We start from the raw sequence: 12,645 nt of genomic DNA, 5'->3' as shown, positions 1-12,645 counted from the left end.
GGGAGACAGGGCGTCTCCCCGGCCCGCGGCGGCTGTTCCGCGTCCGGGTTCAGTGCTTCCCGGTGAGCCGGGCGACCCGGTCCGAGACGCCCCAGGCGGTGACCCGCCAGAGCGCCTCCGCCACGATGCTGCGGCTCATCTTCGAGGCGCCGTGCTCGCGCTCCACGAAGGTGATCGGGACTTCGGCGACCTTGAAGCCGGCCTTGACGGCCCGCCAGGCCAGGTCGACCTGGAAGCAGTAGCCCTGCGAGGCGACCTGGTCCATGCCGAGGCCGAGCAGGGTCTCCTTGCGGAACGCCCGGTAGCCGCCGGTGACGTCGCGGATCGGCACGTTCAGCATCAGCCGCGAGTAGGTCGAGCCGCCCTTGGACAGCAGCAGCCGCGACTTCGGCCAGTTCACCACCGCGCCGCCCGGCACCCAGCGGGAGCCCAGCACCAGGTCGGCGCTGTGCAGCGCGGTGAGCAGCCGGGGCAGTTCCTCCGGCTGGTGCGAGCCGTCCGCGTCCATCTCGACCAGGACGTCGTAGCCGTTCTCCAGGCCCCAGCGGAACCCGGCCAGGTAGGCCGCGCCGAGCCCCTCCTTGCCCTTGCGGTGCAGCACCCGCACCTGCTCGTCGGCCTCGGCGAGGCCGTCGGCCAGCTTGCCGGTGCCGTCGGGGCTGTTGTCGTCGGCGACCAGCACGTGGGCCTCGGGGACGGCGGCGCGGACCCGGCCGACGATCCGTTCGACGTTCTCGGCCTCGTTGTAGGTCGGGATGATCACCAGGATCGTGCCGAGACCGGCGAACGGGGTCTCAGGGAGGGAGGTCACTGCTCGGTGCCTTTCGCTTCGGCGGTGCCGAGCGGCCGGCGCCGTCGGCCGTGCGCCGACGTGCGGGGCGGCGGCGTGCAGGACGGCGACGCGTTCCCGCTCGGATCCTTGGCGTCAGAATAGGCGATCCCCGACCTGCCGACGGGCTGTCCCACCTGGGCCGTTCCTGCCCGAACGAGCCGGTCGCGGCGCGCCCCGGCGCGCCGCGCGGGTAGGTGGCGGAGGGTCAGGCGACCCGGGCCGGGGCGAGCGGCCCGGGCGTGTCGAAGGCGGAGCAACTCTCCGCCGCGGGGCCGTCCTTGTGGATCGGGTCGGCGGTCTCGGAGAGCGGGCGGCCGGTGCCGCCGTGCCGGGCGGCGACGATCTCCGCGCCGATCGACAGTGCCGTCTCCTCGGGGGTGCGGGCGCCCAGGTCGAGCCCGATCGGGCTGCGCAGCCGGGCGAGCAGCCGCTCGTCGACGCCGGCGGCCAGCAGCCGCTGCCGGCGCTCGGCGTGGGTGCGGCGGCTGCCCATCGCGCCGACGTACGCGACCGGCAGGGTCAGCGCGTGTTCGAGCAGCGGCAGGTCGAACTTCGGGTCGTGGGTGAGCACGCAGATCGCGGTGCGTTCGTCGACCTCGGTGGAGCGCAGGTAGCGGTGCGGCCAGTCGACCACGACCTCGTCGGCGTCGGGGAAGCGGGCGGCGGTGGCGAACACCGCGCGGGCGTCGCAGACCGTGACGCGGTAGCCGAGGAACGCGCCGACCCGGGTCAGCGCCGCCGCGAAGTCGATCGCCCCGAACACCAGCAGGCGCGGCGCCGGCACACTGCATTCGACGAACAGCGTGACCGGTCGCGGGCAGCCGGACTCGCGCGGGCCGACGACGATCCGGGCCGTGCGGCGCCCGGCGCCGGGCAGGGTGCGGGCCCGGCCGGCCGCCGCCCGGTCCAGGGCTTCGCCGCCGCCCAGGGTGCCGAGGCGGCTGCCGTCCGGGCGGACCAGCAGCGGCCGGCCGAGCACCCCGGGCGGGCCGTCGACGGCGTACGCGAGGGCGACGGGGCGGCCGGCGGCGGCCTCGGCGAGGGCGGCGGCGACCGGCGGGCGGGCCGCGGCGGTCACCGGGGTGACCAGCAGGTCGACGGTGCCGCCGCAGGTGAGCTGCGCGGCGAACGGGTCGTCGGTGCCCGGGCCGAACCGGGCGAGGGCGGGTTCGCCGCTCGCCAGGGCCTCCCGGCAGAGCTCGTAGACCGCGCCCTCGACGCAGCCGCCGGAGACGCTGCCGACCGCGGTTCCGGCGCGGTCGACGGCGAGGGCGGCCCCGGGCTGCCGGGGGGCGCTGCCGTCGACGGTGACGAGGGTGGCGACGGCGAACTCGCGGTCCTGCCTGCACCATTCGCCGAGTTCTGCGGCGATGTCCAGCATTGCCGTCCCCTTTTTTAATGCGTCGTCGGGGTCTGGGGATGCGAATTGGGGTGGTGCGGCGATCGCCGGAAGGGGACGCCGATGCGTCTCCCGGAATAGGCCGGTGCAATGCGGTGCCCCGGCAATTCCGACACCGCTCCCACCCTTCGCGGCCTTGCCAAGAATAGCCGATGAGGTGTGCCGGTCAACCGTGCTCATCGCCGGTTCTCGATGGTGTGCTGACTTAAGACCGGCAGCCGCGCCGAGGCCGCCGGGCGGGTCGTCCGTCATGTGGGACGGTCGGCCGCGGCGCTGCTCGGAGGGCCGTACGAGGCCGCTCCTCGCTGGGGGAACGCCGAGTCGGGGCCGTCGGCGGACGGCCGGCCGGAAGGCCCGCGGGGGAGGCCGGCACCGGGCCGGACCGCTTAAGTCACCGGGCGGTGAAGCGGAATACCCGGTTCAGAATTTTGTCCTTGCCAGGTCATGCGAACTGGTGTGTGCTTGATTCAATGCCCCCGGCGAAGACCGCACTATTCATCGGAAGGAGCGTCGTGTGGCCACGGTGAAACGGGGAGGCGCACTCCATCTCGACCCGGACGGCGGAATTCATCGGATCTCCGGAACGCACCGGGCGATTGTCATCGGATCAGGATTCGGCGGGGCGGTCGCCGCGCTGCGGCTCGGCGAGGCCGGCGTGTCGACGCTGGTCCTGGAACGCGGCCGGCACTGGGAGTACAGCGGCACCGAGCAGGTCTTCGGCAACGAGCTCACACCCGTCAGCGAGATGTTCTGGCAGCACGACTTCGCCGTCTGGCTCACCATGCAGCCCACCCTGATCGACCGGATGCCCGGCCTGATGGAGGTGGTGCTCGCCGGCGGGATCCAGATCGGCGCGGCGGCCTGCGTGGGCGGCGGCTCCGTGGTCTACGCCGGCGTGACGGTGCAGCCGCGCCGCCGCTACTTCGAGGCGCTCTTCCCGGCCGGCGTCCGGTACGACGAACTGGACCGGGTGCACTTCCCGCGGGTCCGGGAGATGCTCTCCGCCTCGTACATGCCGGACGACATCTACGCGGCCGACCCGTTCACCCACTCCCGGGCGTTCGACGCGCAGCTCAAGCGCGCCGGGTTCCCGACCACGCCGATCCGCACCACGTTCAACTGGAGCCGGGTGCGCGGCGAGCTGGCCGGGCGGCTGCGGCCGTCCTCGGTGATCGGCGAGTCCTCGTTCGGCAACAGCAACGGCGCGAAGAACGACCTGACGCAGAACTACCTGCCGGCCGCGCTGGCCACCGGGAACGTCCGGATCAGCCAGCTGACCGAGGTCACCTCCGTCACCACCGGACCCGGCGGGCGCGGCTACACGGTCCGCGTCCAGCAGCACGCGCCGGGCGGCGGCATCGTCGCCAGTCGCGAACTCCACTGCGAGATGCTGTTCCTGGCGGCGGGTTCGGTGAACACCACCCGCCTGCTGGTCCGGGCCCGGGACACCGGCGAGCTCCCCGAGCTCAACGAGCACGTCGGCACCAACTGGGGCGGCAACGGCGACGCCTTCGTCTACCGCGGCTTCGACGGCGCGACCGGCGCCAGCCAGGGCGCGCCCTGCGCCTCGGCGGTCTTCGTCGACGACGGGTTCGGGATGCCGATGCGGGTCGAGAACTGGTACGCGCTGGCGTTCGGCGGCGAGCCCTACCTGTCGCAGTTCAGCGTCGCGGTGGACATGGACAACCGCGGCACCTGGACGTACGACCGGGCCAGCGACCAGGTCAAGATGCTCGACTGGGGGCCGGAGAAGAACGCCGCCCCGGAGGCGGCGGCCGCCGCGTTCAGCCAGATGGTCATCGGCCGGGGGATGGCGGCGCCGTCCCCGGTGCTGCCGCCGACCGGCGGCACCGCGCACCCGCTCGGCGGCTGTCCGATCGGCGCCGCGACCGACCTCTACGGCCGGGTGGCCGGCTACCGGGGCCTGTACGCGGTCGACGGCTCGCTGGTCCCCGGGAACGCCGGCGGGGCCAACCCCTCGCTGCTGATCGCCGGCCTCGCCGAGCGCGCGATGGACGACATCCTCGCGAACGGCGGCTGAACTGCCGTACGCCCGGCGGATTCCTGCCGGGCGTACGGCGTTCTCGCACGTCCGCGTGCGGTCAGAGCAGCTTGTCGACGGTGATGGGCAGGTCGCGCACCCGCCGGCCGGTGGCGTCGTGCACCGCGTTGGCGATGGCCGCGGCCGCGCCGACCACGCCCAGCTCGCCGATGCCGCGGGCGCCGAGCGGGGTGAAGTCGGTGTCCGGGTGGTCGAGGAAGTGGATGTCGAAGTCCGGCATGTCGGCGTGCACCGGCACCAGGTAGTCGGCGAGGTTGCCGTTGGCGAACCGGCCGGTGTCCGGCTCCACCCGGATCCCCTCCAGCAGGGCCTGGCCGATGCCGAACAGGATGCCGCCGACGATCTGGGCGCGCGCCGTCCGCGGGTTGATGATGGTGCCGCCGTCGATGACGCTGGTCCACCGGTCCAGCCGGACCTCGCCGGTCCACCGGTTGACCCGCACCTCGCAGAAGTGCGCGCCGAAGGAGTGCACCGCGAACCGCAGGCGCTCGGCGCCCGGGGCCGAGGCGCCGGGGGAGTCGAGCTCGGAGCGGCCGGTGGCGGCGAGCAGTTCGGCGAAGGTGAGGCTGTGCCCGCCGCCGACCACCCGGCCGTCGCGGTACGCCAGCGCGTCGGCGGCCAGCCCGTGGAAGGGCGAACGGGCGTCGGTGGCCGCCAGGTCGAGCAGGCTCCGCTTGAGGGCGGTGGTCGCCGAGCGCACCGCGCCGGCCGAGCTGGACGTCCCCATCGAGGCGAACGCGCCGTAGTTCAGGGGCAGTGCGGAGTCGCCGAGCAGGGCCTCGACCCGTTCGACCGGGATGCCGAGGTCGTCGGCGCAGACCATGGCGAGCACGGTCCGCATCCCGGTGCCCGGGTCGGAGGTGGCGGTGGCGACGGTCGCCGTGCCGTCGGCCCGCAGCCGGACGTTCGCCAGCGTGGTCGGCAGCAGGTTGCCCGGGTAGGTGGCGCCGGCCATGCCGGTGCCGGTCAGCCACACCTCGTCGGAGTCCTCGGCGGGCCGCGGCCGGGGGGCGGTGCGCGGCTGCCAGCCGAAGCGCTCCGCGCCGACCCGGTAGCACTCGTCGAGGTGCTTGCCGGACCACCGGACGCCGCGGCCGGGGAAGACGGTGGCGTAGTTGCGCATCCGCAGCTCGACCGGGTCGAGCGCCAGCTCCGTCGCCAGCTCGTCCATCGCGCTCTCCAGCGCGAACGCCCCGGGGGCCTCGCCGGGCGCCCGGACCCAGGTGGTGGGCGGGCTGTCCAGCGGGACGATGCGCTGTCCGACGTGCAGGCTGGGCGACTTGTAGGTGTAGCGCGAGGTGGTGTGCGCGGCCGTCTCGTAGATCACCCCGGACAGCGAGAGGCTCGACACCGCGTCGTGCTTGACGGCCACCAGCGTGCCGTCCCGCTCCGCCGCGAGGGCGAGGGTCTGCGAGACGGCGGAGCGGTGCCCGACGGTGGTGAAGACCTGCTCCTGGGTCAGCACGGTGCGCACCGGGCGGCCCAGCTCCCGGGCGGCGGCGGCGGTCAGCAGCGGGTGCGGCCAGATGTACAGCTTCCCGCCGAACGCGCCGCCGACGTACGGGCTGAGCACCCGGACCTGGTCCAGGCCGAGGCCGAGGGTCTCGGCGGCGGCGAGCGCCCCGCCCACCGGACTCTGCGAGCCGACCCGGAGCGTCAGCACGCCGTCCGACCAGGAGGCCAGGGCGGCGTGCGGCTCCAGCGCGAGCGGGGCCTCCGGCGGCTGCGTGTAGGTGGCGCGCACCTGCACCGGGCCGGCGGCCAGCGCCTCGTCGACGGTGCCGAACTCCTCGGCCAGCAGGTCGACCTGGGGGTCCTCGTGGTTGATGGCGATCGGCGGCGGCACCGCGTCGCCGGTCCGGGCGGCGAAGTCCGCGCGCACCGGCCGGAGGTCGTACTCGGTGCGGATCAGCGAGGCCGCGTGCCGGGCCTGCTCGAAGGTCTCCGCGACCACCAGGCCGATGATCTGGCCGTAGTGGCGGATCTCCTGGTCCTGCAGCGGCAGCCAGAACTGGCCGACGAAGCAGACGTCGGGGGTGGTCTTGATCCGGTGCAGCTTGAGCGGGTTGAACGGCGAGTAGACCGCGAGGACGCCGTCGGCGGCCTCCGCGGCGGCGACGTCCATCGACCGCAGGGTGCCGCGCCCGGCGGTGCTCAGCACCAGGTAGCCGTGGGCGAGGCCGGGCTCGGTGCGGTCGGCGGCGTAGTCGGCCCGGCCGGTGACCTTGGCCGTGCCGTCGACCCGGGCGGTGGCGGTGCCGATCAGGGGCTCGGCCATGTCATCGGCCTCCCAGCCGGGTGAGTGCGTAGCCGACGGTCCGTCGGACCAGCTCGATCTTGAAGGCGTTGCCGCTCAGCGGCTCGGCCCCGTCGGCCGCCGCGGCGGCCGCCTCCAGGGCGTTGGCCCGGGTGAACTCCCGCCCGCGAAGGGCCTGTTCGGCCGCGTGGGCGCGCCAGGGCCGGGGCGCGACTCCGCCCAGCGCGATCCGCACGCCGCGGACCTCGCCGTCGTGCAGGTCGACCGCGACGGCGGCGGACACCAGCGCGAACTCGTAGGAGCGCCGGTCGCGCACCTTGACGTACACCGACCGGTCCGCGCCCGGCAGCGGCGGCACGGTGACCCGGGTGATCAGTTCGCCGGGGCGCAGCACCGTCTCGGTCTGCGGGGTCTCGCCGGGCAGCCGGTAGAAGGCGTTCAGCGGGACCTCGCGCACCCCGTCGGCGCCGTGCAGTTCGAGCACCGCGTCGAGCGCGGACAGCGCCACGGCCGGGTCGCTGGGGTGGGTGGCGACGCAGGACGGGCTGGTGCCGAGCACCGCGTGGCCGCGGTTGTCGCCGGTGCGGGCGGCGCAGCCGCTGCCGGGTTCGCGCTTGTTGCAGGCGGCGGCGGTGTCCCGGAAGTAGCCGCAGCGGGTGCGCTGGAGCAGGTTGCCGCCGATGGTGGCCATGTTGCGCAGCTGCGGGGAGGCGCTGGCCAGCAGCGCCTGGCGCAGGACGGGGTGGCCGACGGCCACCGCGGGGTGCCGGGCGAGGTCGCCGAGGCGTTCCAGGGCGCTCAGGTGCAGGCCCCGGTCGTCGGTGGTGATGCCGTGCAGGGGAAGGGAGTTGACGTCCACCACCCGGTGCGGGCGGGCCACGTCGAGCTTCATCAGGTCCACCAGGGACGTCCCGCCGGCCAGGTAGGCCGCGCCGTCGGCGTGCTGGGCGAGGGCCTCCTCGACGGTGCGGGGCGCGGCGTAGTCGAAGGGGCGCATCAGCCGGTCCCCTCCTGCCGGGCGGTCTGCTCGGCGGCGCTGCGCACCGCCCGCAGGATGCCCTCGTACGCGCCGCAGCGGCAGATGTTTCCGGACATGGCCTCGCGGACGGCGGCGTCGGAGCCGGTGTCGCCGTCCCGGATCGCGCAGATCGCCGACATGATCTGGCCGGGTGTGCAGAAGCCGCACTGGAAGCCGTCGTGGTCGACGAAGGCCTGCTGGACGGGGCTGAGCCGGTCGTCCTCGGCGACGCCCTCGATGGTGGTGACCTGCTTGCCCTGCGCGCCGACGGCGAGGGTGAGGCAGGACAGCACCCGGCGGCCGTCGACGTGCACGGTGCAGGCGCCGCACTGCCCGCGGTCGCACCCCTTCTTGCTGCCGGTCAGGCCGAGGCCGTCGCGCAGCGCGTCGAGCAGGGTGGTGCGAATGTCGGCGCGCAGGCGGGCGGCGCGGCCGTTGACCTGCAGTTCGAGCGGCACGTGGTGGTCGCCGCTCGGCGGGAGTGGTGCGGTGGAATCCGTCATGGATCCTCCCCCGGGATCGTTGAAGTGCGCGGGGCACTGCGGGCGGGACGGGCAGGGTGGATCGGCTGGAACCGGTGGGCCGGTGACAGAAGGGAGTGCGCGGAGGATGGAAATCGCCTCGGACGCGCGCCATGGTTCTGCCAGGGGGACGGCGGCTGCCACGGGGCGGCGGCGGTCCCGCCGCACCCAGCTTCCTCAAGTGCATGACGTACGTCAAGTGCTTTACACGTGCTCGGTGGGCTACCTTAGGGGCCATGACCAACGAGGGGTTCAACCGCGTGATCTGGGCGGAACGGCGCTGCGACCGTGCACTGAGCGCCGCCAAGGAGCAGCGCCTGCGACCTCTCGAACTGCCATCCGCGCACTACTCCCTGCTGGCCGCGGTCTCCGCCAACCCGGGTGCGACCGGGGCGGAGCTGGCCCGCGAACTGGGGGTCACCCCGCAGAACATCGCCGGGCTGACGGTGCGGCTGGAGCAGCGCGGCCTGATCGAGCGCCAGCCCAACACCCGGCACCGCAACGTGGTCGAGCTGTGGATCACCCCCACCGGGGACGACCTGCTGGCCAAGGCCGACGCCGCGATGATCGAGCTGGAGCGGGAGATCGCCCGGATCGTCGGCGTCGACGAGGCGGAGCGGCTGCGCCGGCTGCTGGAGGAGCTGGCGGTCGGCCTGGAGGGCCGCAGCCGGGTCCGCCCGGTGCGGTGACAGCGCGTCAATTCGCTTGCTGACAGGCACCATTCGCGGTTTTGCCGGTTCTTGACCCGTCGGGGGTCCGAGTGTCGCCCCGGCGGGTCTTCGCATGTCCGGATCCCGGCGTCGGGGGCCGGTTGCGCCCGGGGGCCGGTGGGGTTCCGGGGGCGGAGAGTGTGAGCTGCTTGGCGATAATCAAGCGCTTGACAGTCATCGTCCGGTAGGCGAGTGTCTATGGAGTTGACGCACCGCCAGACCGTGCACCTCCCCATCCGGTGACGACAGTCGAGGGACACCCGCGCAGGCCCCGCCCGCCCCGTGAGCCCACCGGTCACCGCCGAACCCGAGCCCGTGAGCCGGTCGAACCGACCCGCGCACCTCGCGGCGCAGGAACCGCAGAACGACGGAACTTCGCCCTGGAGGCCCTCTATGCCGCTGCCCAGCCCCGGCGCCCCGCTCTTCGGCGCCACCCACGACATCCCGCGGAACTGGGGCGTCGACCGGATCCCCGACCTGACCGGGAAACTGGCCGTGGTCACCGGCGCGAACAGCGGCATCGGCCTGGTCACCGCCCGCGAACTCGCCCGGGCCGGCGCGGAGGTGGTGCTCGCCGTCCGGGACACCGCCCGCGGCGCCGCCGCGGCGGCCGAGATCGGCGCCGCCGCCCCCGGCGCCCGGCTCCGGGTCCGTCGCCTGGACCTCGCCGACCTGGCCTCCGTCCGCGCCTTCGCGGACCGGTTCGCCGACGAGGCCGGCGCGCTCGACCTGCTGATCAACAACGCCGGCGTGATGGCCCCGCCCCGCCGCACCACCGCCGACGGATTCGAACTCCAGCTGGGAACCAATCATTTCGGCCACTTCGCACTGACCGGACTGCTGCTGCCCGCCCTGCTCGCCGCCCCCGCGGCCCGGGTGGTGACAGTCAGCAGCACCTTTCACGCGTTCGGCACGATCGACTTCGACGACCTGCACAGCGAACGCCGCTACTCCCGTTACGGTGCGTACGGCCGCTCCAAGCTCGCCAACCTGCTCTACACCGCCGAACTCGACCGGCGGGCCGTCGCGGCCGGCAGCCGCCTGCGGGCCTACGCCGCGCACCCCGGCTACGCCGCCACCAACCTCCAACTCGCCGGCCAGGGGCCGCTGATGCGCGCCGTCATGGGCGTCAGCAACGCGCTGTTCGCGACCGCCGCGCTGCCCGGCGCGCTCCCCACGCTGTGCGCCGCCACCCTGCCCGGCCTGCCCGGCGGCGTCCTCGTCGGCCCGCGCAGCCTGGGCGGCTACCGCGGCACCCCCGGCGTCGCCGTGCCGCACAGGCGGGCCCGGGACGGCGCCACCGCCGCCCGCCTCTGGGAGGTCACCGCCGAGGCCGTCAAGGTCGACCACGACTTCACCGCCGGCCGCCCGGCGGCCGGCTCCACCACCGACGAGCAGGAGGGCTGACGCCATGGCAGCGGAGCGGAAACGCAGGACGGCGGCCCCCCGCGAGGCCGACGTGGTCGTGGTGGGCGCCGGGCTGGCCGGCCTGACCGCCGCGCGCGAACTGCTGCGCGCGGGCCTGGAACCGCTGGTCCTGGAGGCCCGCGACCGGGTCGGCGGCCGCACCCTCGGCCGCACCGCCGACGACGGCACCGTGCTGGAACTCGGCGGCCAGTGGCTGGCCGACGGCAACGAGCGGATGGGCCGGCTCGCCCACGAGGCCGGCGCGACGCTCTACCGCAACCACGACCGGGGCGCCGACCTGCTGGAGATCTCCGGCGAACTGCGCCACCAGCGCGGCGCCGTCCCGCCGTTGAAGCCGCTGGCGCTGCTCGACGTCGCCCTCGCCCGGTTCCGGCTGGACCGCCTGGTCGCCGCCGTGCCGGTGCGCACCCCCTGGCACGCGCCCGGCGCCGACCGGCTGGACGACACCAGCGTCGGCGACTGGCTGGACCGCCACACCCGCAGCCGGGAGGGCCGCGCCCTGCTCGACCTGGCCTTCACCACCATGTGGGGCGCGGCGCCGCACGAACTCAACCTGCTCCAGGCGCTGGCGTACATCGGCAGCACCGGCAAGTTCGACAACCTCACCACCACCAAGATCCAGGACCGGATCACCGGCGGCGCCGCCCGGGTCGCCCGGTTCCTCGCCGACGGCCTCGGCGAACGCGTCCTGCTGGAGGCCCCGGTCACGGAGATCCGCCTCACCGCCGGCGGCGTCGAGGCGGAGTCCGCCCGGGGCGCCGTCCGGGCCCGCCGGGCGGTGGTCGCCGTGCCGCCGCAACTCGCCGCCGGCATCCGGTTCGAGCCCGGCCTGCCGCACGGCCGCGCCACCGCGCTGCGCAGCGTCCCGATGGGCGCCGTCACCAAGGTGTCCGCGCTGTACGACCGGCCGTTCTGGCGCGAGCGCGGACTCAGCGGCAAGGCGCTCACCGAACGCGGACCGCTGACCGCCGTGTTCGACAACTCCGGTCCGGACGAAGGCAGTTCGGGCGTACTGGTGGGCTTCGTGCCCGGCGCCCGGGCCGGCGAACTGGCCGCCAGGCCCGAGGACGAACGCCGCCGGGCGGTGCTCGACAGCCTGGTCCGGCTGTTCGGCCCGCAGGCCGGCACGCCCGAGCTGTACGTCGAGAAGGACTGGGCGGCCGACCCGTGGTCCCGCGGCGGCTACTTCGGCCTGCCCGCGCTCGGCGCCATGACCGGCGCGGTGCGCACCCTCGCCGAACCCCACGGGCCGGTGCACTGGGCCGGCTCGGAGACCGTCCTCAAGGACTACGGAGGCATGGAAGGCGCCGTGACCTCCGGCGAACGCGCCGCGGCCGAGGTGCTCGCCGCGATCGACCGGGCGGCCGTCCGACCCGCCTGACGACCCGTCGGCGGAGTCCGCGGACCCCGACCCGGTCCCGACCCCAGGAGACTGCGATGACCAGCTTGGAGACGGAACGGCACGGTGCGGTACTGACCGTGCGCCTGCGCAACGAACCCTTCAACTTCCTGACCGGCGCACTGCTGGCCGACCTCGCCGACACGCTCGCCAGGGCCGAGCGGGACCCGACCGTCCGGGCCGTGGTGCTCGCCAGCGCCGTGCCCGGCGTCTTCCTCGGCCACTACGACATCGAGGAACTGCTGGCCGGCGCCGAGGCCGGCGGCATGGAGATCTCCTCCCGGCTCGCCCCCGCCCCGCTGCGCCTGGTCGCCGCGCTCGGCAAGGTCCCCGGGATGCGCGGCCTGCTGGACCGCACCCCGGTGGCCGGCATGCAGGCCCTGCTGGCCTTCCACGACGTGGTCCGGCGCATCCGCAACAGCGACATGGTCCACGTCGCGGCGATCGACGGCCTCGCCCTGGGCGGCGGCTTCGAACTCGCCCTCGCCTGCGACGTGCGGATCATGGGCGACGGCCCCTACCGGGTCGGCCTGATGGAGATCGCCTTCGGCCTGCTGCCCGGCGGCGGCGGCAGCCAGCTGCTCGCCGAGACCCTCGGCGCCGGCCGCGCCGTCGAACAGCTCCTGGAAGGACGGCTGTTCGGCCCCGCCGCCGCCCTGGAGGCCGGCATCGTGCACCGGGTGGTCGACCACGACGAGGTGCGCGCCGAGGCCGCGGAGACCGCCGCCCGGCTCGCCCGGCGCGCCCCCGGCTCCGTACGGTCCGTCAAGCAGGCCGTGCACTACGCCGGTTCGGGCCGCTTCGGCCGCGGCTTCGCCGTCGAGCGGGCCCGCTTCCTGGCCCTGGCCAGCCGGCCGAGCACCCACGCGGCGCTGCGCCGCTACCTGGAGGACGTCCGGGCCCACCGGCGCGTGCACGGCGGCGACCCCGCGGCGTTCGCGGGCGACTTCCTGCCCGCCTGGCAGGCCGGTGCCGCGGCGGCCGAGCTGCCCTGACCGGGCCGCCGCCGTCCAGGCTTC

Annotated in this window: 10 protein-coding genes; 5 read left to right on the top strand and 5 right to left on the bottom strand. The window is 74.6% G+C overall.

All coding sequences use genetic code 11. From position 1 onward, the window contains the following. Positions 1–49: 49 nt before the first annotated feature. Together ACFV1L_RS34055 and ACFV1L_RS34050 are read right to left on the bottom strand one after the other, a co-directional pair. Complete coding sequence (locus ACFV1L_RS34055) at positions 50–811, bottom strand: polyprenol monophosphomannose synthase (protein ID WP_380373565.1); 762 nt, start codon at positions 809–811, stop codon at positions 50–52. A gap of 226 nt (positions 812–1,037) precedes the next feature. Further along, on the bottom strand, positions 1,038–2,213 hold the full coding sequence (locus tag ACFV1L_RS34050) for an XdhC family protein (RefSeq protein WP_380373562.1): 1,176 nt from the start codon (positions 2,211–2,213) through the stop codon (positions 1,038–1,040). Between the two features lie 532 nt (positions 2,214–2,745). Here ACFV1L_RS34050 and ACFV1L_RS34045 point away from each other — a divergent pair. Further along, on the top strand, positions 2,746–4,272 hold the full coding sequence (locus tag ACFV1L_RS34045; RefSeq protein WP_380373561.1) for a GMC oxidoreductase: 1,527 nt from the start codon (positions 2,746–2,748) through the stop codon (positions 4,270–4,272). A gap of 61 nt (positions 4,273–4,333) precedes the next feature. Here ACFV1L_RS34045 and ACFV1L_RS34040 read toward each other — a convergent pair whose 3' ends face one another. From ACFV1L_RS34040 to ACFV1L_RS34030, 3 genes are read right to left on the bottom strand one after another with little or no spacing between them, the layout of a single operon-like run. Next, positions 4,334–6,571 (bottom strand): xanthine dehydrogenase family protein molybdopterin-binding subunit, encoded by a 2,238-nt coding sequence (locus ACFV1L_RS34040; protein WP_380373559.1) that lies wholly within the window; start codon positions 6,569–6,571, stop codon positions 4,334–4,336. Between the two features lies 1 nt (position 6,572). After that, positions 6,573–7,547: an FAD binding domain-containing protein gene (locus ACFV1L_RS34035; RefSeq protein ID WP_380373556.1), complete on the bottom strand. Its 975-nt coding sequence runs from the start codon at positions 7,545–7,547 to the stop codon at positions 6,573–6,575. After that, positions 7,547–8,071: a (2Fe-2S)-binding protein gene (locus tag ACFV1L_RS34030; protein WP_380373554.1), complete on the bottom strand. Its 525-nt coding sequence runs from the start codon at positions 8,069–8,071 to the stop codon at positions 7,547–7,549. The genes ACFV1L_RS34035 and ACFV1L_RS34030 overlap by 1 nt, the downstream gene beginning before the upstream one ends. 254 nt (positions 8,072–8,325) lie before the next feature. On the opposite strand from ACFV1L_RS34030, the gene ACFV1L_RS34025 reads away from it, so the two are divergent. The 4 genes from ACFV1L_RS34025 to ACFV1L_RS34010 all read left to right on the top strand — a co-directional run bounded on the left by ACFV1L_RS34025 (position 8,326) and on the right by ACFV1L_RS34010 (position 12,621). Beyond that, positions 8,326–8,778, top strand: a complete 453-nt coding sequence (locus ACFV1L_RS34025; RefSeq protein ID WP_051653290.1) for a MarR family winged helix-turn-helix transcriptional regulator — start codon at positions 8,326–8,328, stop codon at positions 8,776–8,778. 414 nt (positions 8,779–9,192) lie between these two features. Continuing rightward, the gene (locus ACFV1L_RS34020) at positions 9,193–10,206 is read left to right on the top strand and encodes an oxidoreductase (protein ID WP_380373551.1); all 1,014 of its coding nucleotides are present in this window, start codon (positions 9,193–9,195) and stop codon (positions 10,204–10,206) included. 4 nt (positions 10,207–10,210) lie between these two features. Continuing rightward, entirely contained in the window at positions 10,211–11,608 is a 1,398-nt protein-coding gene (locus ACFV1L_RS34015) for a flavin monoamine oxidase family protein (RefSeq protein ID WP_380373549.1), read from the top strand. Between the two features lie 56 nt (positions 11,609–11,664). Next, positions 11,665–12,621, top strand: a complete 957-nt coding sequence (locus ACFV1L_RS34010) for an enoyl-CoA hydratase/isomerase family protein (protein ID WP_380373547.1) — start codon at positions 11,665–11,667, stop codon at positions 12,619–12,621. The last annotated feature ends 24 nt before the right edge of the window (positions 12,622–12,645 follow it).

The sequence above is a fragment of the Kitasatospora sp. NPDC059646 genome, from assembly GCF_042734615.1.
In the GTDB taxonomy this organism is placed as follows: Bacteria; Actinomycetota; Actinomycetes; order Streptomycetales; family Streptomycetaceae; genus Kitasatospora.
The sequence above is the reverse complement of the archived record's forward strand: the minus strand, read 5'-3'. Positions and strand labels throughout refer to the sequence as shown.

Bases quoted from the DNA above. Each gene is read 5' to 3' on its own strand.
- ACFV1L_RS34010 (WP_380373547.1), top strand. From the start codon at position 11,665: ATGACCAGCTTGGAGACGGAACGGCACGGTGCGGTACTGACCGTGCGC.
- ACFV1L_RS34025 (WP_051653290.1), top strand. From the start codon at position 8,326: ATGACCAACGAGGGGTTCAACCGCGTGATCTGGGCGGAACGGCGCTGC.
- ACFV1L_RS34015 (WP_380373549.1), top strand. From the start codon at position 10,211: ATGGCAGCGGAGCGGAAACGCAGGACGGCGGCCCCCCGCGAGGCCGAC.
- ACFV1L_RS34020 (WP_380373551.1), top strand. From the start codon at position 9,193: ATGCCGCTGCCCAGCCCCGGCGCCCCGCTCTTCGGCGCCACCCACGAC.
- ACFV1L_RS34040 (WP_380373559.1), bottom strand. From the start codon at position 6,571: ATGGCCGAGCCCCTGATCGGCACCGCCACCGCCCGGGTCGACGGCACG.
- ACFV1L_RS34050 (WP_380373562.1), bottom strand. From the start codon at position 2,213: ATGCTGGACATCGCCGCAGAACTCGGCGAATGGTGCAGGCAGGACCGC.
- ACFV1L_RS34035 (WP_380373556.1), bottom strand. From the start codon at position 7,547: ATGCGCCCCTTCGACTACGCCGCGCCCCGCACCGTCGAGGAGGCCCTC.
- ACFV1L_RS34030 (WP_380373554.1), bottom strand. From the start codon at position 8,071: ATGACGGATTCCACCGCACCACTCCCGCCGAGCGGCGACCACCACGTG.